The sequence below is a fragment of the Sphingomonas horti genome (genome assembly GCF_009753715.1).
Classification (GTDB): Bacteria; Pseudomonadota; Alphaproteobacteria; order Sphingomonadales; family Sphingomonadaceae; genus Sphingomonas_B; species Sphingomonas_B horti.
On the sequence record NZ_WQMS01000007.1, the window covers coordinates 174,229 to 194,444 of the forward strand.

General features: G+C 66.5%; 27 protein-coding genes and 1 pseudogene. 12 read left to right on the forward strand and 16 right to left on the reverse strand.

The features are described from left to right. Window positions 1-11: 11 nt before the first annotated feature. From GON01_RS07035 to GON01_RS07060, 6 genes are all read left to right on the forward strand, one after another. Complete coding sequence (locus GON01_RS07035) at window positions 12-578, forward strand: Maf family protein (protein WP_181600220.1); 567 nt, start codon at window positions 12-14, stop codon at window positions 576-578. Then, window positions 571-1,521, forward strand: a complete 951-nt coding sequence (locus GON01_RS07040; RefSeq protein WP_157026651.1) for a ribonuclease — start codon at window positions 571-573, stop codon at window positions 1,519-1,521. Before GON01_RS07035 ends, GON01_RS07040 begins: the two co-directional genes overlap by 8 nt. Window positions 1,522-1,549: 28 nt before the next feature. After that, window positions 1,550-2,758 (forward strand): LL-diaminopimelate aminotransferase, encoded by a 1,209-nt coding sequence (locus tag GON01_RS07045; RefSeq protein ID WP_157026652.1) that lies wholly within the window; start codon window positions 1,550-1,552, stop codon window positions 2,756-2,758. A 21-nt stretch (window positions 2,759-2,779) separates the two neighbouring features. Further along, window positions 2,780-3,553: a sulfite exporter TauE/SafE family protein gene (locus GON01_RS07050; protein ID WP_157026653.1), complete on the forward strand. Its 774-nt coding sequence runs from the start codon at window positions 2,780-2,782 to the stop codon at window positions 3,551-3,553. 99 nt (window positions 3,554-3,652) lie between these two features. Beyond that, complete coding sequence (locus GON01_RS07055) at window positions 3,653-4,396, forward strand: class I SAM-dependent methyltransferase (RefSeq protein ID WP_157026654.1); 744 nt, start codon at window positions 3,653-3,655, stop codon at window positions 4,394-4,396. Window positions 4,397-4,443: 47 nt separating this feature from the next. Next, on the forward strand, window positions 4,444-4,929 hold the full coding sequence (locus GON01_RS07060; protein WP_157026655.1) for a DUF2721 domain-containing protein: 486 nt from the start codon (window positions 4,444-4,446) through the stop codon (window positions 4,927-4,929). 291 nt (window positions 4,930-5,220) lie between these two features. Here the strand turns inward: GON01_RS07060 and GON01_RS07065 are convergent, their stop codons facing one another. From GON01_RS07065 to GON01_RS07090, 6 genes are all read right to left on the reverse strand, one after another. Continuing rightward, window positions 5,221-5,730, reverse strand: a complete 510-nt coding sequence (locus GON01_RS07065) for a hypothetical protein (RefSeq protein WP_157026656.1) — start codon at window positions 5,728-5,730, stop codon at window positions 5,221-5,223. An 82-nt stretch (window positions 5,731-5,812) separates the two neighbouring features. Then, a complete protein-coding gene (locus tag GON01_RS07070; protein ID WP_157026657.1) occupies window positions 5,813-6,538 on the reverse strand; it encodes a hypothetical protein in 726 nt (241 codons plus the stop codon). Window positions 6,539-6,626: 88 nt separating this feature from the next. Continuing rightward, window positions 6,627-7,313: a 2OG-Fe(II) oxygenase gene (locus tag GON01_RS07075; protein WP_157026658.1), complete on the reverse strand. Its 687-nt coding sequence runs from the start codon at window positions 7,311-7,313 to the stop codon at window positions 6,627-6,629. Window positions 7,314-7,362: 49 nt separating this feature from the next. Further along, window positions 7,363-8,400 carry a hypothetical protein gene (locus GON01_RS07080; RefSeq protein ID WP_232328715.1) on the reverse strand — a complete coding sequence of 346 codons (1,038 nt, stop codon included), beginning with the start codon at window positions 8,398-8,400 and terminating at the stop codon, window positions 7,363-7,365. Beyond that, complete coding sequence (locus GON01_RS07085; RefSeq protein ID WP_157026659.1) at window positions 8,381-9,073, reverse strand: hypothetical protein; 693 nt, start codon at window positions 9,071-9,073, stop codon at window positions 8,381-8,383. Before GON01_RS07085 ends, GON01_RS07080 begins: the two co-directional genes overlap by 20 nt. A 60-nt stretch (window positions 9,074-9,133) precedes the next feature. Beyond that, window positions 9,134-9,289, reverse strand: a complete 156-nt coding sequence (locus tag GON01_RS07090; protein ID WP_157026660.1) for a hypothetical protein — start codon at window positions 9,287-9,289, stop codon at window positions 9,134-9,136. 94 nt (window positions 9,290-9,383) lie between these two features. On the opposite strand from GON01_RS07090, the gene GON01_RS07095 reads away from it, so the two are divergent. Both GON01_RS07095 and GON01_RS07100 read left to right on the forward strand, forming a co-directional pair. Continuing rightward, on the forward strand, window positions 9,384-9,809 hold the full coding sequence (locus tag GON01_RS07095) for a putative toxin-antitoxin system toxin component, PIN family (RefSeq protein WP_157026661.1): 426 nt from the start codon (window positions 9,384-9,386) through the stop codon (window positions 9,807-9,809). Continuing rightward, window positions 9,806-10,051, forward strand: a complete 246-nt coding sequence (locus tag GON01_RS07100) for a type II toxin-antitoxin system HicB family antitoxin (RefSeq protein WP_157026662.1) — start codon at window positions 9,806-9,808, stop codon at window positions 10,049-10,051. The genes GON01_RS07095 and GON01_RS07100 overlap by 4 nt, the downstream gene beginning before the upstream one ends. Before the next feature lie 48 nt (window positions 10,052-10,099). Here GON01_RS07100 and GON01_RS07105 read toward each other — a convergent pair whose 3' ends face one another. From GON01_RS07105 to cas9, 6 genes are all read right to left on the reverse strand, one after another. Beyond that, on the reverse strand, window positions 10,100-11,098 hold the full coding sequence (locus GON01_RS07105; RefSeq protein ID WP_157026663.1) for a helix-turn-helix transcriptional regulator: 999 nt from the start codon (window positions 11,096-11,098) through the stop codon (window positions 10,100-10,102). Between the two features lie 32 nt (window positions 11,099-11,130). After that, complete coding sequence (locus GON01_RS07110; RefSeq protein ID WP_157026664.1) at window positions 11,131-11,538, reverse strand: PIN domain-containing protein; 408 nt, start codon at window positions 11,536-11,538, stop codon at window positions 11,131-11,133. Continuing rightward, window positions 11,539-11,772, reverse strand: a complete 234-nt coding sequence (locus tag GON01_RS07115) for an AbrB/MazE/SpoVT family DNA-binding domain-containing protein (protein ID WP_157026665.1) — start codon at window positions 11,770-11,772, stop codon at window positions 11,539-11,541. Window positions 11,773-11,840: 68 nt separating this feature from the next. Next, window positions 11,841-12,167 (reverse strand): hypothetical protein, encoded by a 327-nt coding sequence (locus tag GON01_RS07120; protein ID WP_157026666.1) that lies wholly within the window; start codon window positions 12,165-12,167, stop codon window positions 11,841-11,843. 19 nt (window positions 12,168-12,186) lie between these two features. Then, window positions 12,187-12,378, reverse strand: coding sequence for a hypothetical protein (locus GON01_RS16630; RefSeq protein WP_198159800.1), 192 nt, complete (start codon window positions 12,376-12,378; stop codon window positions 12,187-12,189). Further along, a complete protein-coding gene (gene cas9, locus GON01_RS07125) occupies window positions 12,378-12,812 on the reverse strand; it encodes a type II CRISPR RNA-guided endonuclease Cas9 (RefSeq protein ID WP_198159801.1) in 435 nt (144 codons plus the stop codon). Before cas9 ends, GON01_RS16630 begins: the two co-directional genes overlap by 1 nt. 502 nt (window positions 12,813-13,314) lie before the next feature. On the opposite strand from cas9, the gene GON01_RS07130 reads away from it, so the two are divergent. Continuing rightward, a complete protein-coding gene (locus GON01_RS07130) occupies window positions 13,315-14,385 on the forward strand; it encodes a Fic family protein (protein WP_408640904.1) in 1,071 nt (356 codons plus the stop codon). Here the strand turns inward: GON01_RS07130 and GON01_RS07135 are convergent. Then, window positions 14,384-15,019, reverse strand: a pseudogene (locus GON01_RS07135) (restriction endonuclease); the annotation flags it as partial. The gene GON01_RS07130 and the pseudogene GON01_RS07135 overlap by 2 nt on opposite strands. A gap of 80 nt (window positions 15,020-15,099) precedes the next feature. Between GON01_RS07135 and GON01_RS07140 the strand changes: the two are divergent. After that, entirely contained in the window at window positions 15,100-15,309 is a 210-nt protein-coding gene (locus GON01_RS07140) for a hypothetical protein (protein WP_157026667.1), read from the forward strand. A 20-nt stretch (window positions 15,310-15,329) separates the two neighbouring features. Here the strand turns inward: GON01_RS07140 and uvrB are convergent, their stop codons facing one another. Beyond that, window positions 15,330-17,519 carry an excinuclease ABC subunit UvrB gene (uvrB, locus tag GON01_RS07145; RefSeq protein WP_157026668.1) on the reverse strand — a complete coding sequence of 730 codons (2,190 nt, stop codon included), beginning with the start codon at window positions 17,517-17,519 and terminating at the stop codon, window positions 15,330-15,332. A gap of 65 nt (window positions 17,520-17,584) precedes the next feature. On the opposite strand from uvrB, the gene GON01_RS07150 reads away from it, so the two are divergent. Beyond that, window positions 17,585-18,136, forward strand: coding sequence for a DUF3617 domain-containing protein (locus tag GON01_RS07150; protein WP_181600222.1), 552 nt, complete (start codon window positions 17,585-17,587; stop codon window positions 18,134-18,136). A gap of 7 nt (window positions 18,137-18,143) precedes the next feature. On the opposite strand, the gene GON01_RS07155 is transcribed toward GON01_RS07150, so the two are convergent. Then, a complete protein-coding gene (locus GON01_RS07155) occupies window positions 18,144-19,139 on the reverse strand; it encodes a serine hydrolase domain-containing protein (protein ID WP_157026670.1) in 996 nt (331 codons plus the stop codon). A gap of 152 nt (window positions 19,140-19,291) precedes the next feature. On the opposite strand from GON01_RS07155, the gene GON01_RS07160 reads away from it, so the two are divergent. After that, on the forward strand, window positions 19,292-19,639 hold the full coding sequence (locus tag GON01_RS07160) for a hypothetical protein (RefSeq protein ID WP_181600223.1): 348 nt from the start codon (window positions 19,292-19,294) through the stop codon (window positions 19,637-19,639). A gap of 290 nt (window positions 19,640-19,929) precedes the next feature. Here the strand turns inward: GON01_RS07160 and GON01_RS07165 are convergent, their stop codons facing one another. Next, a complete protein-coding gene (locus GON01_RS07165; protein WP_157026671.1) occupies window positions 19,930-20,202 on the reverse strand; it encodes a hypothetical protein in 273 nt (90 codons plus the stop codon). Window positions 20,203-20,216 lie beyond the last annotated feature (14 nt).

The window sequence follows — 20,216 nt, forward strand, 5'->3', positions numbered from 1 at the left end:
GCGGCGCGCGCGTGCCGCTGATCCTGGCGTCCGCAAGCCCCAGGCGGCTCGACCTGCTGGTGCGCATCGGCGTGGTGCCGGACGCGGTGATGCCGGCCGATATCGACGAATCGGTGCTGAAAGGCGAGCTGCCCGCGCATCATGCCGCGCGGCTGGCCGCGGAGAAAGCGGCGGCGGTCGCGAAGCCGGGCGCGCTGGTGCTGGCCGCGGATACCGTTGTGGCCGCGGGCCGGCGTATCCTGCCCAAGGTCGAGGACGAGTCGACCGCGCGCCGCTGCCTTGAGCTCCTGTCCGGCCGCCGTCACCGCGTGCACAGCGCCGTCACGCTGGTCGATGCCGAGGGCAAGGCGCGGCACCGGCTTTCGACCAGCATCGTCACATTCAAGCGGCTGACCCGCGACGAGATCGATGCCTACCTCGCCAGCGGCGAATGGCACGGCAAGGCCGGGGGCTATGCGATCCAGGGGCATGCCGAGGCATTCGTGCGCTTCCTGTCCGGCAGCCATTCCGGTGTCGTCGGTCTCCCCCTGTTCGAGACGCGCGCGCTGCTGGTGGCGGCGGGACACTCGCTTGGCTGAATGGCTTTACGAGGCCGGCATCGGCGAGGACCGGGCCGTGCTGGTCGAGGGCGGCGTGATCATCGAAGCGCGGATCGACCGCGCCGACCACCGGCCCAGAGCCGGCGATGTTCTCGCGGCAAGACTGAAGCGCAAGGCCGGGCCTGCCGGTCGCGGCGAAGTCGAGCTGGCGAGCGGCACGGTTGCGCTGCTGGCGCCGATCCCGCCCGGGCTCACCGAAGGCGCGCCGCTCACGGTCGAGATCGTGCGCGAAGCGATCCCGGAGCGCCGCAACCCCAAGCTTCCGCTCGCCCGCCCGACGGATGCGCCGCCCCAGGCCGCGCCGACGCTGCTGGACGTACTTGAGGAGAGCGGCATCCCGATCCGGGCCGTGCCGCCGCAAGGCCCCGACCTGCTCGAGGAGGCCGGCTGGTCGGAGCTGCTGGAGCAGGCTGAAACAGGACTCGTGCCGTTTCCGGGCGGGCTGCTGCGAATCGCGCTGACGCCGGCGATGACGGTGATCGACGTCGACGGGGAGGTGGCGCCGCCCGAGCTGGCGCTGCGCGGCGCGGCGGCGGCAGCGCAGGCGATCCGGCGGTGCGATATCGGCGGCTCGATCGGTATCGACCTGCCGACCCTTCCCGACAAACGCGCGCGGCAGGCCGCAGCCGAGGCCCTCGATGCCGCGTTGCCCCAGCCGTTCGAGCGGACGGCGGTCAATGGCTTCGGCCTTCTCCAGATCGTCCGCCGCCGGGTGCGGCCGTCGCTGATGGAATTGCTGCAATCGGATCCCGTCCGGGCGTCCGCGCTGGCCCTGCTGCGCCGGCTGGAACGCGAGCCGCTTCCCGGCCCGGACCGCGTGACCGCGCCGGCCGCCGTTGCTCGCCTGATCGCCTCGCGCCCGGACTGGACCGCCGAGCTGGCACGCCGCCGCGGACGGGCCATTCGGATCGAGCCTTTCTGATCGGCGCTGCAACGGATAAAGCAGGCGCATGGATACCGACTTCTACCGCATCCGCCGGCTGCCGCCCTATGTCATCGCCGAAGTGAATGCGATGCGCGCGGCAGCACGCGCGGCGGGCGAAGACATTATCGACCTGGGCATGGGCAACCCGGACCTGCCGCCGCCGCCGCACGTGATCGAGAAACTCTGCGAGGTCGCGAAGAAGCCCGATGCGCACGGCTATTCCGCCTCGAAAGGAATTCCTGGCCTGCGCAAGGCCCAGGCCGGCTATTATGCCCGCCGCTTCGGCGTCGAGCTCGATCCCGAGCGCGAGGTCGTGGTGACGTTGGGTTCCAAGGAAGGGCTGGCGAACCTCGCCCAGGCGATCACCGCGCCCGGCGACGTGGTGCTGGCGCCGAACCCGTCCTATCCGATCCATACGTTCGGGTTCATCATCGCCGGCGCGACGATCCGGTCCGTCCCGACCACGCCCAACGAGCGCTATTTCGAGAGCCTGGAGCGCGCGGTAAAATTCACCGTGCCCAAGCCCTCGGTGCTGGTGATGGGCTATCCGTCCAACCCCACCGCCGAAGTGGTCGACCTCGCCTTCTACGAGCGTGTCGTTGCCTTCGCGAAGGAGCATGGGCTCTGGATCCTGTCGGACCTCGCCTATTCCGAGATCTACTTCGACGATTGCCCGACGCCCTCGATCCTGCAGGCCCCCGGAGCCAAGGACGTGGCGGTCGAGTTCACGTCGATGTCGAAGACCTATTCGATGGCCGGCTGGCGGATGGGCTTCGCAGTCGGCAACCCGGTGCTGATCGCGGCGCTGACGCGCGTGAAATCCTATCTCGACTATGGCGCGTTCACGCCGATCCAGGCGGCCGCCTGCGCCGCGATCAACGGGCCGCAGGACATCGTCGAGTCCAACCGCCAGCTCTACAAGCGCCGGCGCGACGTGCTGGTCGAAAGCTTCGGCCGCGCCGGCTGGGACATTCCGCCGCCGCGCGCGTCGATGTTCGCCTGGGCGCCGCTGCCGTCGGCGCTCGCGCACCTGGGCAGCCTTGAGTTCTCCAAGCAATTGCTGACCCATGCCGGTGTCGCCGTCGCGCCCGGCGTCGGCTATGGCGAGGAAGGGGAAGGGTTCGTCCGCATCGCCATGGTGGAGAATGAGCAACGCATCCGCCAGGCGGCGCGCAACGTGAAGCGATACCTTGCCAGCATGGGCGTGAACACGCCCGCGCAGACCACCGCCTGAGCAACGGGCGGCGGCGCGCCCATGATCGAGCCGCTCTATTCGGTCGCGGGCGTGCTGGTCGGGCTGCTGGTCGGCATGACCGGTGTCGGCGGCGGGTCGCTGATGACGCCGATCCTGGTGCTGGTGTTCGCTTTCCATCCGGCGACCGCGGTCGGCACCGACCTGCTCTATGCCTCTGCGACCAAGCTGGCCGGCACTGGCGTGCACGGCCTGCGCGGCACGGTCGACTGGCGGGTCGTACGGCGGCTGGCGACCGGCAGCGTGCCCGCGACGCTGCTGACGCTCGCCGCCTTGAGCATCGCCCGGATGCGCGCCGAGGACACCGGGCGCGTTATCACCGACATTCTGGGCGTCGCGCTGATCCTGACCGGCATCGCGACGCTCTATCGCAAGCGCATCGTCGAGCGCCTGAGCGGTGCCTTCGGGCGGCTGGAGGACCGGCGCATCATGTGGCTGACGATCGGCCTCGGCGCCCTGCTCGGCTCGCTGGTGACGCTGACGTCGGTCGGCGCCGGCGCGCTCGGCATGACCGCGCTGCTGGTGCTCTATCCCCGTGCCCCGGTCGCGCGGCTGATCGGATCGGACATCGCGCACGCGGTGCCGCTGACGCTGATCGCGGGGCTTGGCCATTTCGCGATGGGATCGGTCGATGTCGGGCTGCTATTGTCGCTGCTGATCGGCTCCATCCCCGGCATCGTTGTCGGCAGCCTGATCGCGAGCCGCATGCCGGACCGCGTGCTGACGCCGATGCTGGCGGTCACGCTGGCTTTGGTCGGCGCGAAACTGGTGCTCTGAAAGGCATCGACGAACGGCCGATCCGTGTCGATAGACCGGACTTGAGCCGAATCCGAAACAGGCAGAATGTCCGCGCTCCACATCTTGGGGGACGAACCCATGCGCCTGCCTCTTCTCCTCGCCTCGATCGCGCTTGCTGCCGCTTCGGCCGCGAGCGCCAAGCCCGCCGACTACCAGCCCGCCATCGACTTCAGCGGCCGCCCCGCCGACGCCCGCGCGATGGATGCCGGACGGCACCCCGCCGAAGTGCTCGACTTCATGGGCCTGAAAAAAGGCATGGCCACGATCGATGTGCTGACCGGCACCGGCTATTATGCCGAGATCATGGCGCAGGCCGTCGGGCCGAACGGCAGCGTGGTCGCGTTCGAGCCGGCCAATTTCTATGAAATGGGCAAGGCCAAGATCGACGCGATGACCGCGCGCGAGCCCAATGTGAAGCTGGTCACCGGCTTCCGCGCCGCGATGACGCCCAACACCTATGACTTCGCGATGATCCACCTGAATTATCACGATTTCTATTGGGAGAGCGAGAAGTACAAGGTGCCCCGCACCGATCCCAACCAGGTGCTCGCCGCGCTCTATGCGGCGATGAAGCCGGGTGGCATAGTCGCCGTCGTCGATCATGTCGGTCCCGCGGGCGACACGCGCGCGATCGTCGACAAGCTTCACCGGATCGATCCGGACACGGTCAAGGCCGATTTCCAGCGCGCCGGCTTCGTGCTCGACGGCCAGAGCGACATGCTGCGCGTCAGCACGGACGATCATACCAAGAACGTGTTCGATCCGGCCGTGCGTGGGAAGACCGACCGCTTTGTAATGCGGTTCAAGAAACCGGCGGCCTGACCCTGCACGCTTGACCGGATCGGCGTCCTCGCGCCAATCCGGTCCGCATGTTCGACCTGCCCGCCGTCTCCACGATCGCGCAGACAATCCAGCTGGCGATCGCGCCGGTCTTCCTGCTGGCGGGGATCGGGGCGATCCTGAACGTGCTCGCCGGCCGGCTGTCGCGAGTGGTCGACCGCTCGCGCGTGCTGGAGCAATTGCACGCGAACAGCGAAGGCGAGGAGCATCAGCGCTATGTGCGCGAGCTCCGGATCGTCGACCGGCGCATGCGCCTCGCCAATGCCGCGATCGCACTGATCGTCGCGAGCGCGATCGTCGTCTGCTCGCTGGTCGCCTTGCTGTTCATCACCCAGCTCGCCGGCCTCGCCTTCCGCGTGGCGGTGGCGGTCGCGTTCGTGCTCGGCATGGTGCTGCTGGTCGCCGGGTTGGTGCTGTTCCTGATCGAGATCAATCTGGCGCTCAGCTACCTCTACGTCCGCGAAGAGCTGCTGGAGCGCGAGGAACGGAACTGGCGGCGCACGCACCCCAAATGAAAAAGGTTGCCGGGCCTGAAAGACCCGGCAACCCCTTACATGGTCAGCGGCCGGAAGGCCGCCCGGAAGCCTATAGGCTGCAGCCCTTCAGGCGCGCAGCTCCCGAACGGACTTGACCGACCTCTCTGCTGAACCATGAGACATCGGATCACCTCCTTTCGCTGTTGAAGCCAATGTGCACCGGCTGGTGCACGAGAGGAATGTGAATCGCGGCGAATCGCCGATCAAGACTTGAAAAGAAAAATTAATTGCGCGAGTCTGGTTGGGTTGCGCTGCTTCGCCGCCGAAGCATCAACGGCAATCCTCGATCACGCGCGAGACTTCGGGCCAGGCCGGCACGATCGCCCACTGCCCGCCCGCCACCAGCATGAAGCGCCCGCGGCTGAAGGCCATCTGGTCGAGCAGCGGGTCGCGCGTCGCGAAATCGACCTCCAGCCCCGCCTCGCTGCGCCCCGCCGCGCGCGGCGTGGCGGCATCGGTGGTGCGGATCGTGAGCGGCCCGGCGGCGGCGGTCGCCCAGATCAGGCGCACGCGCTGCGCCGCATGGTCGCAACGCATGACCAGCACCGGCTTCATGCCGGCCTCGCCATAAGCCGCTTCGGTGTGGGTGCCCGCCCGGCGATAGCTCCAGTCACCCGGCGTCAGCGGCGCGTCGCGCCAGGCATCGCCCTGCGGAACGGGCGGCGGCGCCGGAGCGGGCGTGCGCGGAGGCGTCGGAACCGGCTCGGGCGGTGGCGCCGGACGGTTCGGCGCCACGCACGCGGAAAGCATCAGAAGTGAAAAGCCGATCGCCCGCCGCATGCGCTCTCCTGCCGTTGCCTGGATCAGCGCATGGCCGGAGCGGCCGCGCGTTGCAACCCGCCGGCACGACGGTGCGAGCGGCTCAGCCGATGAGCATGTGCGCGAAGTGCTGCCAGGCGGCGCTCTGGCTGACGAGCACGCGCAGCGGCTCCGATGCCAGGAACAGGCCGCCGCCCAGCATCGTGGCCGGATGCAGCCTGCCCCGCCGTCTCAGGTCGAACGCGACCAGCGCGATCAGGAACAGGTTGGCGATCAGCATGCCGCCGACCGGCGGGATCACCGGCCAGTGCAGCATCCTGGAAAGCCGGGCCATCGGCGTCACGCACAGCGACAGGGTCGCGAGCAGCATCAGTCTCTTGTGATGCTGCGCCATGTTCCGCCGCAAAAGCGCGAGACTGAACAACCAGGCGAACATGCCGATGCTGACGAACGGGAAGATCAGGAACGCGGCCGGGTCGCGACCCGGCGGAGGCGTGCCGTTGCGGCCGCGCTCGATCGCGACCACCACGCCCAGCAGGAAGACGACCAGTGCCAACACGACCGCGAAGCCGCCGACCGTGCGGTGCAGCCTGATCTGGCCGGCGCCGATCAGCGCGGTCTGGCCGATATAGGTCAACACCCAGGCCGTGAAGACGAGGCCGTGGACGTGCAGGATCGGCGGCACGGCGGGACGGGCGAAATAATCGTGGAGGTAATAAGTGGGCGCGAAGCCGATGAAGGTGGCGAGGCCAAGCGCCACCGCGATCGATCCGAAGAAGATCCGATCGGCAGTCCAGGCCGGGCGGACAGGCGCGACAATCGTGGCCATCGACTCGCTCCCGCTGAAGGAATGAGATCAGGCGACCCGTGCGGCCTTCATAGCGAAGCCGTGCGCGGCCGATAGCATGGAAGCGACCTCATGTCGCGTCGTGGAAAATGATGCCCAGCGTGAAGCGCAATCCGCTGCGGACGCGGCTGACGCCGTGCCGCATCTGCACGCGATAGTCGCCGCGGCTTCCTCGGACCGGCCGTTCGCGGACGGGAAACACGACCGCGTCGCCATGGGCGAGCGGCACCACCTCGGCACGCGACTGCATCCGCGGCCGCTGCTCGGTCAGCACGAACTCCCCGCCCTCGAAATCTCGTCCCGGGGCCGACAACAGCACCGCGACCTGCAGCGGAAACACATGGTCGCCGTAAACATCCTGGTGGAGCGCGTTCCAGTCGCCTGCCTGGTAGCGCAGGATCAACGGCGTCGGCCGCCCCTGCCCCGCCGCATGGCATTCCGTCAGAAACGCGGCATGCGACTCCGGAAACCGCCGGTCCTGCCCCAGCCGCTCCGCCCAGCGGTTCGCGATCGCGGCCAGCGAGGGATAAAGCTGCTCACGCAGCTTGGCGACCCGATCGGGCAATGGATAGGCGAAGTAGCGATACTCCCCCTGCCCGAAGCCATGCCGCGCCATGTCGACGCGGCTGCGGAACAGGCTCTCTTCGGTCCACCATTTCCGCGCTTCGGCACAGGCTTCGCGCGAAAGAAGCTCCGGCAGAACCGCGCAGCCCTGCGCGTTCAGTTCGGTTTCCAGAGAAGGTCCGGTCGCATCCATTGCTGGCGAGTAGAACTCCAGGTGCAACCGAACGTCCCGTGACTTGCCTTCAAACCGGCGCGACCGCCGATGTCGGCAAAAAGAGCAGCGGAGCCTCCGTCTCGGCCCGCACCTCTTCGAGCCAGGCGCGGCCGCTGATTCCCTGCCGTCCTAGCTCTTCGAGCGTGAGCGCGGACCCAACCGCGGCGGCTTCCCGTGCTCGCGTCCCGGCAACGCTGTCCCGAAGCGCCTTGGCCCGTGCATCGAGTGCATTGGACCAGTCCTGCGTGCCGACAGGCGCGTCAGCCTGCAAAGCGTCCGCCACGGCTGCCTGTCCGAGACGCAGCCGGTCCCCGGCACGCACCAACGCCAGAGCGCCGTCCTCGGCCGCCTTGCGCGCGACCGCGTCTTCGCCACTGGCGAGCCGCGCCTGCACCCGCGCCGACGAAGCAAAGGCGAGGGCCTCCAGAAACGGCTCGGCCGCGATCGGGTCGGGATTGCCGTCCAGCAGCTCGAGCGCGCGCCGCTCGAACTGGTTGGATAGGAAGATCGCCTCCTCTGCCACATGTCGCCACTGCGGGAGCGGGTCGGTGAGCAGCCAGGCTTCGTCCAGCATCTGCGCGGTAGTCCGCAGTCGCGTGAAATCCTCGGCGATGCGGTCGCGCTTCAGGAATTCAACGCCGCGCGCGATCGCGTCGAGCCGATCGCCCAGCGCATCGACCTTGGCCTCCACCCTGCCGATCTTCGCCGCCAGCACGGCGAAGCCGGCCACCGACACGCCGATCCCGGCGGCGTAGACCGCCAGATTGGCGATCTGCAGGTTCTGGACGACGTTCACCGCCGCCTTGATCTGCTCGTTCTGCACATAGCTGACCGTGTGGCCGACCAGGTCGACGGCGGTGCCGAAGCCCGGGGCACCGCCGGACAGGACTTTGCCGGCCAGGTTGGCCAGCCCGGAAGTCTCCTGGAGATGCCCAACGATCCGCCCTTCGCGACCGAGCGGATGATCGAGCCATAGACTTTGTACTCGCCGGAACCGACGCCAGCGGTCAGCAACTCGGGTATTTGGCGCAAAAACAGGGTCGTGATCACCAGAGCCTCCGCGCATTGTCCGCGGCTTCGGTGTAGCGGGCGGCGAGTTGGTCGAGGATCGACGGGTGCTTGGGCGTGCCGCGGATCAGCATCACGCCAACGTGATCCGCGACCTTGCGCCACAGCCGCGCCTCGGTCTTATCCCAGATCCGCGCCGAGTTGATCAGGCCGGTGGAGACGGCGACGGCGGCGGCGGTTCCACCGACCACGATCACCGGCCAATGGACCACTGTGGTCGCGAACAAGCCGGTGCCGAGCAGTCCGCCTGTGGTAGTCACCGCGAAAGATGGGATGGCGGCTGCAATCGCCGCCCCGCCGACGATCGGTGCCACGCCGCTCGCCACGTCCTGCCAACCTTCGAAGCCGTCCGCCGCGCCCGCAGACGCGCCTGGATCGCGACTCCAGATCGCCTGATGATCGACGATGTCTGCAAGTGCGCGGTTCGCTTCCTCGACCAGCTGGTTCGCGATCGGCTCCGCGACCTCGATGACCTTCGGCTCAACCACGCGTCGGATGTACGATCCTTGCCCGATCAGCCCGTCCTTCCAGGACGCACCCTTCAGCGTGTCGGCAAGGCCGGCGATCAGGTCGGCCGCGGCCTGGTTAAGTACCCGCGCGGCGATCAGAACCTGCTCGTCACGCCACTCGTCCAGCTCGTGGCGCGCGAGGAAGCCGTTCAGATTGAGCATCTTTCCCCCTTGGGCGGCATATCAGCACGCGGGCAACGCCGGCGCAAGATCGGTTGGCACTCACAGGAAGATGATCGCGCCCCAGAGCGCGACGCTGAGGATCAGCAGCACCTTCTCCCAACGCTTCCAGAAGCGCCGTCCCTGCTCGATGTCGGCCGGACCAGCGACAGCCATGCAGTAGAGGAGGAAGAGGCCGAGCAGGACGAATATTGGCATGCACCCGCCATGATCGACGCTTGCGACAGGAATGGTCGTGCATCATGACGACGTGTAGATTGAATATCCCTTAGGAAGTGATATCTTATGGGATATGCTGAAGATCGTCCTTGATACGGATATCATTGTCACGGCGCTCAGGAGCGCGACCGGCGGCAGCAACGCTGTCCTGCGTGAGGCGGCGCTTGGACGCGTGACGCCGCTGGTTACCCCGGCATTGTTCCTCGAATATGAGGCGGTGCTGAAGCGGCCCGAACAGCGGCTCGCCCATGCACTGGGACTGACGGAAATAGATCGGTTCCTGGCCGCCTTGGCGAGCGCCTGCGAGCCGGTGGAGGTGAGTTTTCAATGGCGGCCGCAGCTCTCGGACCCGAATGATGAGATGGTCCTGGAAGCGGCGGTCAATGGCCGGGCCGATGCTCTGATCACGCACAATGTGCGCGATTTCGCCAGAGGCGCGGAGCGGTTCGGTCTGAGAGTGCTGAAACCGGGTGAATTGTTGAAGGAGTTACCGTCATGAGCAAGGCCTCCTATCCGCTCAAGCTGCCGGCATCGGTCAAGCAAGCGGCCGCGCGGCTGGCCAAGGAAGACGGCGTGTCCCTAAATCAGTGGATTGCGGTTGCCATCGCCCAGAAGATCGGCGTGGTCGAAACGGCATCCGATTTCCTGAAGCGGCGCGCGGGCAAGGCAGGCGCTGCGGACATGCTGCCGTTTCTCGACGGGGCGAAGCGCGAGGCGCCGCCAGCCGGCGATGAATTATAACGGCCATGCGTTGATCGCACCGCCAGTCGCTGCTGCCGTCGGTTCAGCCTAGCGCCGCGCCGCGACGAGCCCGTTTGCCAGTTCCAGCCGTTCCCGCATCGCCGCCTTCAGCGCTCCGGGTTCCTCGATCACCAGATCGCCCGCCCAGGTGAAGAGGTGCTCGGCCATTTCGCGCAGTCCGCCGGCGGCGAAGCGGATGCGCAGGGAGCCGTCCTCGAGCGGCTCGACCGTCTGGCTCCGATGGAAGCGCCAGGCGCGGGCGCGCGGCGTGGCGTGGGGGAGGATGCGCAGCGTGACCTCGTGGGTGCCGTCGCGCCAGACGCCGAAACTCTGCGACAGCCACGCGTCCAGGTCGAAGTCATCGGGCGCGCAGCCGGGCGTGTCGCTCAGCCGCACGTCCAGCATCCGGTCAAGGCGGAACAGCACTGGGTCCAGCTCTGGCTTGCCGTCGCGCGGCGGCAGCTTGCCGACCAGATAGGTCAGGGGGCCGAAGGCGACGCCGTACGGGATAACGCGCCGCCACTGCGGCTCGCCGTCCTCGCGCGCATAGTCGAACTCGACGCAGGCGCCCGCCAGAATTGCGTGCTGGATGGTGGTGAGCGTCGCCGGATCGGCTTCCGCGGCAGGGCCGGCGGCCACCATCTTGCGGTTGGCGCGTGCCAGCAACTCCAGGTCCGGGTCGAGCCGCCGCTTCTCGCGGTCATCCAGCGCGCCCTTCACTTTGGCGAGCAGGCTGGCGAGCAAGGCCGCGCGAGGCGAGTCCTCGATCAGCCGCGCATCCGCCTCGGCCTGCAGAGCGGCCAGCTCCTCGGGCGTCGGTCGGGTATAAACGCGGCGCAGGGAACCCAGGATCCGGAAGCGCTTGCGTGCCCCGTCCGCCTGCTCATCGAGGTCAAAATGCAGCGCGATCACGTCGCGCATCCGCTCGGCCGTGCGGCGATTGACGCCGACTGCCTCAGCCATGTCGTCAAGCGTCAGCCCCTCCGCGCTCTCGCTGAGCGCGTGCACCAGCGACAGCAGCCGATCCAGCTTGGCCATTCGCGTCATGCGGCAATCCCCCTTGCCGCTTAGTCGGACAATCAGGCCTGGTTTGTGAAGGGGTTTCGGATGCAGAGCCCACCCTCAATCTCCATCCCGTTCTGCATATCTTCTGAATAGAGCAGGTCGCACCGCGCTTGCAGCGCCGCGGCGACGATCAAGGCGTCATAGACGGAAAGGCCGTACCGCTCCGCCAGCCACAGCGCATGTGTGTGGGTTTTCAGGTCGACCGGGTGGATCGCGCGCGCCAGAGCGCGGATGGAGGCCAGCCCATCCCTGACCTGCCGCCAGTCGAAGCCGAGCTTGCGCCGCGCCACATTGGCAAACTCGTTCAGGACCTGCACGCTGACGTCGTTGCCCTCGGCCAGCAGCCGTTCGGCAACCGTGGCGCGCGGATCGTCGGCGAACGCATAAACGAGGACGTTGGTATCGAGGAACGCCCGCGCCATTCAGCGGCGCTCGTTCGCCTCGTCGCGATCGAAGCTCCACCCGGGAGGGAGCGGCCGCCGCAGCTTCCGGATCGTCTCCAGCGCGCGCAGCCGCACCTGGTCGCGATCAACCACGAACGAACCATCGCCGGCGACGCGCACCTGTATGTCGTCGCCTTCCTTCAGCGCTAGTGCCTCAACGACAGCGGCGGGAAGGCGGATCGCAAGGCTGTTTCCCCATCGCGCGACCTGCATGAAACGGCTCCTGATATACATGATCAATGTATATCTTTCACGGTGTCGAGTCAAGTTGGGGCCGGGCTTCACACCTCCACCGCGTCTAGCACTGTCCGTCCGAGGACGAGCTTGCCGTCCGCGTACACCATCGTCACTTCCGGGCCGTCGAGCCGGGGCGCCAATGCGTGCAGCACGGCGCCGGGAACGCGGATCGGGGATGGCCAGCTCCCTCTGGCCGACACGTCGTAGGCGGCATCGGCGGAACGGAACGCCAGGCCATCCGGACCGGCCGTGATGATCAGCGGAAATGCCTTCAGGTCACTGCGTCGCTTTCGCCAGGTGGAGATTTTGCGCGCGCCATCGATCGCTTCGATCAGATCGGTCTTAGCGATGGTCATTTGCCAGATCTGCATGCCGTCTCCTTTCAGCTGCTCACGCCGCGCTCGCGGTCATCGCCGGACAGAGCGGGCGGAGGAGATTGCCAAGCGCCGCTGTGCAGTCTCTGCGGGAAGCGCTGATGTCCACCGTCGCCACCTCCAGCCGCGCGCCGCTGGGTACGGCGATACGATGCAGCCCGAGCGAGCCCGGGGCGGCAAGGGCACGGTGATGCGGGTAGAGCAGCATCAGCCGGTCGACGCGGTAGAGCTGGGCGTAGCCCCGGATTTGAAGCCGCGGCGCTTTGCGATATGGCCGAGGGCGACGGCGAACTCCGCAGGGACCAAAAGCTTGTCGAGCCCGCGCGCGCGGAGATCCCAGGGATCGAGACCGGCCCGTTTCAGTGCGTCGGGCTCGTGCCCAGCCAACAATCCATGCTGGTGGAATAGGCGGCGCACGTCGGCCATTCGCTTGGCGCGGCGTCGGATGACGCGACGCAGCAGGCGGTTGCCGCGTCGAATCTGGTTGGTTGGCGTGCGTTCCTTGTCCGTCTCCGGAACATCGAACATCCAACTGCCCAACGCGACGACTTCTCCGGCGTCACCTTCGCGCAGGGGATGGCGCAGCACCGCCCATCCGCAAGACGCGATGCCAAGATCGATACCAAAGACGAGCCCGCTCATCGTTTCCCCCTTGCGTGCAAAAAAGCGCCTTGACCGGCGTACGTCAATCGGCGAGCGTGGCTGTGGCAAATCGGTAGGGAAGCCACGGTAACAGTTTGACTTCGCTGAGAAGGATGCCTTCGGGCCTGAATCCCTTACGGGAGATTCCTGAAAAGAAGTCCACTGATACAGAGGTTTCTCTGTTCATAGGCCCCCATCGGGAGACCGGTGGGGGCTTTTGCGTGGCCGCAAAGTCTTCGTTTGTGCTACTAAAACTGGCCGAACTAACCGGCATGCGCAAATCTCGCTACGTGCTATAGGGCCTGAAAATCCGTCCTTTTCAACCGGCACGGAAACCGGCACAAGAACCGGCATGGATGTCAGCGCGATGGAGCCGATGCTGCCCGAGGAGGCGGAGCGCAGCCTGGATGATCTGACGTTCGAGCTGATCCGGGAAGCGAGCATGCTTGCGGGTCGCCTCAACCCGACCGTTCAAGGCGGTATAGGCGCGCTCGTGCGGTCGATGAACTGCTATTATTCGAACCTGATCGAAGGCCATGACACGCATCCGCGCGATATCGACCGGGCGCTGGCGCAGGATTTTTCGGCCGAGCCGACGAAGCGCGCGCTACAGCTCGAGGCCGTCGCGCATATCGAGGTGCAGCGCCGGATCGACGAGGGGGGCGACCCGCCTGACTGGCCGGCGAGCGGCGCCTATGCGCAATGGCTGCACCGCAGCTTCTGCGCGCGGCTTCCCGAAGAATTGCTATGGGTCGAGAACCCCGACACCGCGGAGCGGCTTCGGGTCGTGCCGGGCGAACTCCGCAGGCGCGGTGTCGCTGTCGGCCGTCACATCCCGCCCGACGCGGACGAGCTGCCGCGCTTCATGGCCCGCTTTGATCAAGCCTATGATCCGAAACGGCTCAACCAGGTCCGGCAGGTCCAATCGGTGGGGGCGGTTCACCATCGGCTGCTGTGGATTCATCCGTTCCTCGACGGCAATGGCCGCGTCGCCCGGCTGATGAGCCACGCCTTGTTCAAGCGTGTCGGGATCGGCTCCAGCCTGTGGTCGGTCTCGCGCGGCCTCGCGCGCAATGCCGAACGCTACAAGGCGCTGCTGCAAGCGGCCGATGGGCCGAGGCGGGGCGACCGCGACGGCCGCGGTAACCTGACCCAGGCCGGGCTGGTCGCATTCTGCGGCTTCTTCCTCGAGGCCTGCCTTGACCAGGTTCGTTACATGACGTCGGTGTTGGAGCCGCAGCAGCTCCTGCGCCGCATCGAGATCTACACCGAGGACGAAGCGCGGGCCGGACGCCTGCCCAAGGGCGCGTATCCGATCCTGCGCGAAGCCCTGCTGGCAGGCGAGCTGTCGCGTGGCGAAGCGGGCCGGCTCAGCGGTTATCAGGAGCGCAAAGGTCGCGAAGTGGTGTCCACACTCCTCAAGCACGGCCTGCTCGTCGCAACCGACGCCAGCCACAAGTCGGCCGTCCGGCTCGGCTTTCCGATCGACGTGGTCGAGCGCTGGTTCCCGCGTCTGTACCCGGCCGGGTTGGCGTCACGTGAACAGCCTGGCTGTCCGGTCATTGCCCACTGATCGTAATGCCGGGGGTCACGATCAGGAACCCGCGCGAGAACCGCTTCGCGTTCGGATGGCGGACCGCATTAACCGTCTGCCACGCGATCAGCATCGCCATGACGGTCGTCTTGCCCGCGCCCGTCGCGAGCTTCAGCGCCATGCGCAGCAGCTCCAGGTTCGAGGCGGCGTTGGCTGCTTCCAGGTGTGTCCAGAAGCGCCGGCCTTGGGCCGAGGATTTGGGCGCGACTTCGGTCAGCCAGATGACCGTCTCGACCGCCTCCACCTGGCAGAAGAACGGGCGTTGGTTCGCGAAGGGATGATTGCGCCAGTGGCGCAACAACCGAGCGGTGGAGGGCGTCACCTGCCACTGGCTCTCAGGCAGGTGTCGCCAGCTCTCGACCGCGGAGCGGATGCCGTTGATGACTTCGGTCGGGTTATATTCCTGACCCAGCTCGTCGGCGAGGAAGTCCGGTTGCGCCGCCGCCTTGCCCTTGATCTTCTTCGGCTTCGGAATGGGCGACACAAGCGCGCTGGGACGACGGTTCGGCTTGACGACCGCGGTTGGCTGCCCGCTTGCGTCCAGCTCCCAATGCTGCGTCGGCTCCTCGTAAGGCGAGTTGAGGATCGGCGAGTCGAAGAAGGCGCTACTCATCGCAGGCCTCGCCGAATACGCGTCCGCAAGCGGATGGACGCCAAAAAGCCCCGCCGTCTCATGTGTTTGCCTCCCGGGCGATGTCTTATCGCGACGTGGTAGACGAGGCGAGCGACAAATTTGGTCGCAAGATTGGGGCACGCCTTCTATTTGCCTGGACTTCGCGTGGCGATCAGAGCCTGCTCGTCACGCCACTCGTCCAGCTCGTGGCGCGCGAGGAAGCCGTTCAGATCGAGCATCTTTCCTTGGGCGGCAGATCAGCACGCGGGCGACGCCGGCGCAAGCTCTGAGCATTGCGCTAGATAGCTGCTCAGGAGCGCCGCCCTCCGAACTTCCGCTGGGTCTTGCCGTAGCGCGTCTTGCGGGTGCCGGGCTTGCCTTCGTTGCTGCGGCCCATCAGCGGGGCCTTGTGCTCCTCGACCGGCAGGCCGAGTTCCTGCTGCTCCAGCGTGCGGATTTCGTCGCGGATGCGGGCGGCTTCCTCGAACTCCAGGTTGGCGGCGGCGTCGCGCATCTTCTTTTCGAGGTCCTCGATGTAGGTGCGCAGATTGTGGCCGACCATGTGCGGCCGGTCTTCGTCGATCTCGACCGTGACCTGGTCCTTCGACGCGACGTGCTGGATGATGTCACCGATATTGCGCTTGATCGTGGTCGGCGTGATGCCATGCGCCTCGTTATAGGCTCGCTGCTTCTCGCGCCGGCGCTCTGTCTCGCGCATCGCCCGCTCCATCGAGCCGGTGATGGTGTCGGCGTAGAGGATGACCCGCCCCTCCACGTTGCGCGCGGCGCGGCCGATCGTCTGGATCAGCGAAGTCTCGGAGCGCAGGAAGCCTTCCTTGTCGGCGTCCAGGATCGCGACCAGCCCGCATTCGGGAATGTCGAGGCCTTCGCGCAGCAGGTTGATGCCGACCAGCACGTCATAGACGCCGAGCCTGAGGTCGCGGATCAACTCGATCCGCTCCAGCGTCTCGGTATCCGAATGCATGTAGCGGACCTTCAGCCCGGCCTCATGCAGATACTCGGTCAGATCCTCCGCCATCCGCTTGGTGAGCGTCGTGACGAGCGTGCGGTAGCCGTTCTTCGCCGTGATCCGGCATTCGTTGACGAGATCGTCGACCTGATCCTCGATCGGCCGCACCTCGACCGGCGGGTCGATCAGGCCGGTCGGACGGATCACCTGTTCGGAGAAGACGCCGCCGGTCTGTTCCATTTCCCAGCCGCCAGGCGTCGCCGAGACATAGACGGTCTGCGGCCGCATCACGTCCCATTCGTTGAAGCGCAACGGCCGGTTGTCGATCGCGCTCGGCAGGCGGAAGCCGTATTCGGCCAGCGTCAGCTTACGCCGATGGTCGCCGCGGCTCATTCCGTTCACCTGCCCGATCGTGACATGGCTCTCGTCGACGAACAGCAATGCGTTTTCGGGCAGATATTCGAACAGCGTGGGCGGCGGCTCGCCGGGAAGGCGGCCGGTCAGGAAGCGTGAGTAATTCTCGATGCCGGCGCAGGAGCCGGTCGCGGCGATCATCTCCAGGTCGAAATTTGTGCGCTGCTCCAGCCGCTGCGCCTCGAGCAGCCTGCCTTCCGCGACCAATTCCTTCAGCCGCTCGGCGAGCTCGTGGCGGATCGCCTCCGTCGCCTGCTTCAAGGTTGGGCCCGGCGTCACATAGTGCGAGTTCGCATAAACGCGGACATAGTCGAGGCTCGCCGCCTTCTTGCCGGTCAGCGGATCGAACTCGACGATCTCCTCGATCTCGTCGCCGAAGAAGCTGACCCGCCAGGCGCTGTCCTCATAATGCGACGGGAAAATCTCCAAATTGTCGCCGCGCACCCGGAAATTACCGCGCGCGAAGGCAGCATCGTTGCGCTTGTATTGCAGCGCGACGAGCTTGCGCACGATCTCCGACTGGTCGACCGCCTGCCCCTTCTTCAGGTCGAAGATCATCGCCGAATAGGTTTCGACCGAGCCGATGCCGTAGAGGCACGAAACCGAGGCGACGATCAGCACGTCGTCGCGTTCGAGGAGCGCGCGGGTGGCCGAATGGCGCATCCGGTCGATCGCCTCGTTCACCGAGCTTTCCTTCTCGATGTAGGTGTCGGACCGGGGCACGTAGGCCTCGGGCTGATAATAGTCGTAGTAGCTGACGAAATACTCGACCGCGTTGTCGGGAAAGAAGCTCTTGAACTCACCGTACAGCTGCGCCGCGAGGATCTTGTTCGGCGCCAGCACAAGGGCGGGGCGCTGCAGCGTCTCGACCACTTTCGCCATCGTGAAGGTCTTGCCGGAGCCGGTGACGCCCAGCAGCACCTGGTCGCGTTCCCCCTGCTGCGCCGCCTCGACCAGTTCTGCGATCGCGCCGGGCTGATCGCCCGCAGGCTCGTAGTCGGAGACCAATTTGAACCGCTTTCCGCCTTCGGACTTGTCCGGACGGTTGGGCTTGTGGGGAACAAAGGTTTCGCCCGTCTCCGGCTCGGCGAGCGTGGTGCGGATTTGAATCGCCATGGCTTGTCGATATGGTCCCGGCGAGCCGCCATCGCAACGACAGGCGGGACAAGGGGGATTGCCTGATGAGGATGACGATCGCGCTCGCGCTGCTGGCGCTCGCCGCGTGCAACAAGGAGCCGGAGCTGAAGCTCAAGAACGCGACGGCGGAAGAAGTCGCCGCCAAGGCAAAGGCAGCGGGCGCAGGCGAGATGCGGCCGGAGCCGGGCCAGTGGAAAGTCGTGACGACGATGAAGCTGCTGGAGGTCGAAGGCGTTCCCGAAGCCGCCGCGGCGCAGATGAAGGGCGCGCTCGCCCGCACCGCGACCAACCTGAAATGCCTGACCCCGGAGGACTTGCAGAAGCCGAACGTCTTCGCGGGCCGCGAGAACAGCCGCTGTAAGTATGACGAGTTCGACATGAAGGGCGGCAAGATCAAGGCGACGATGCACTGCCCCGGCCAGTCGGGCGGCGAGATGGGGATGACGCTGGACGGCGCCTACACGCCGCAATCCTATAACGTGCTCGCGACGATGGACATGCAGATGCCGACTGCGGGCCAGAGCATGAAGATGACGATGCAGGCGAACGGCACGCGGATCGGCGAATGCCCTGCCGAGCCGGCGAAGGGCGGCTGACCGTGCGCTAGCCTGCCGTCAATGCCGCCTGGGCGATCCGCTCGAAGCTGGGCGTGATCGCCTCCAGCCGGTCCTCGCGTGTGTTGCCGAGGCGGACGAGCACGACCGAATGGCCGTCCTTGGCACCGGTGAACACGAACTGTCCCAGATGCCCGCGCATCGAGACCAGGCCGTTCGGCGACAGCCAGACATGGCCGCCATAGCGCGGGTTGGTCGGCGCGGGCGTCTTCAGAAAGGCGAGCCAGTCCGGCGCGACGATCTGCTTGCCGTTCGGGCCCTTGCCGTCGACCAGCAGCCGCCCCAGCCGTCCCCAATCGTCGAGGCTCATATGGATGATCGAGCCGCCGATCTGCGTGCCCGATCCGTCGAACTCCAGAAAGGCTGACGCGACGCCCGCGGGCCGGAACAGCCGTTCCTCGGCAAAATCGCGATAGGCTCGCGCGCGTATGCGCGGATCGCGGCTGTCGGTCAGGGTGCGGGTGACGATCTCGGCCAGGATGATGCTGGTCAGCGAATCATAATTGAAATGCGTGCCGGGCTTGAACGCCAGCGGCCGCGCGATCGCCCGGGCCGCCATGCCGCCCGTGCCGGACACGAACAGCACCTGGTTGGTGTCGCTGTTCTCGATCGGCTGCCCGACCTCGATGTGCCTGAGGCCCGAGGACATGCGCAGCAGCTGCCTGAGCGTGATCCGCGCCCGCCCGTCGTTCCGCCATTCCGCGATCGGCGCAGGCGCGTCGAGCTGCAGCTTGCCGTCGGCGACCAGCGCACCGACCAGCAGGGCCGTGACGCTCTTCGCCATCGACCAGCTGATGAACCGGTTCGCGTCGGAATAGCCGGCCGCATAACGCTTCGCGACGGGCCGTCCGTCCACGAGCAGCAGCACCGCGCGCGTGTCTCCCATGTCGGGCGCGAACAGCGGCGCGATCGGGTCTGGCGGCGCGGCCGCCGAGCCCGGCACGGCGAGTGCCAGGGCGGAAGCAAGAAGCGGGTAGATTTTCATACCCGCCAGCCTATCGCAGCACAGCGGAGCCGAAACCCCAAAAACCGTTCGGGTTGAGCTTGTCGAAGTCCTCCCTTTCTGTTCACTAAAAGCCAACGGGAAGGAAGGGAGGGCTTCGACAGGCTCAGCCCGAATGGAGCGGGGGGTGACCGATGCGTAGCGGCAAACGACGAATGGTGTGGTCGGCCACCATCATCCTCGCCGCCCTGTTCATCGCTGCCGCACTCTACGCCGGCGCGATGCGTCCGCAGCTGGAGCTCGGCACCGGCTATGCTGCCCGCGTCGCCTGCGCGTGCCGCTATATCGGCAACCGGCCGCTTGCCCAATGCTACAAGGATTTCGAACCCGGCATGGAGATGATCCGCCTGAGCGAAGACCCGGCGAAGAAGAGCGTCACCGCCAACGTCCCGCTGCTCGCCCGCCGCACCGCGCGCTTCGATCCGCTGCTGGGCTGCCAACCGGAGCCGCTTCAAGGGCGGGAGTATCAGATCAGGCGCTGACCGGATGTCGGCTGAGGGTGGTTTGCGGACCAATCACCTCTCCCCTAGGGAGAGGTCGAGTCAGCGCTTGCGCTGACCGGGTGAGGGGTTGGACCTCTCCACGAAGTCCTGATCCCCTCACCCCGCTCGCGGCGATGCCGCGAGTCGCCCTCTCCCCATGGGAGAGGGGCCGCTATGGGTCGCGATCTGACCTCGGCGCCGGCGCCTTAACGATGTCCGCTTTGCGAGTAAGAAGCCGGCATTCCCAGCGGCCCCAGGCCGATCGTCACGTGCGGGTGGGTTGCGGACATTTATAAGCGGCTGAACGCGATGGTTTCGCTAGCCTCGAAAGGCGGCTGTCCGACGCGGGAGAACCAATCAGCCTGGAAGCCGGAGAGTTGCTCCAGATGGGAAAGGAGGGCGTCCCAGCCCATCATTTCCTCATTGAAGGTCCAAACCTGCCCGCTAGCTTCCACGTCGCAGCAGATCAGATCAGTAGTGAGTTCGTCACGTTTGTAGAAGGTGACCTGCTGAATGTCGGATAGTGGGATGCTCCGCAGCAGATTGGCATCAACATCATTCATACGAGCAGGTTGGC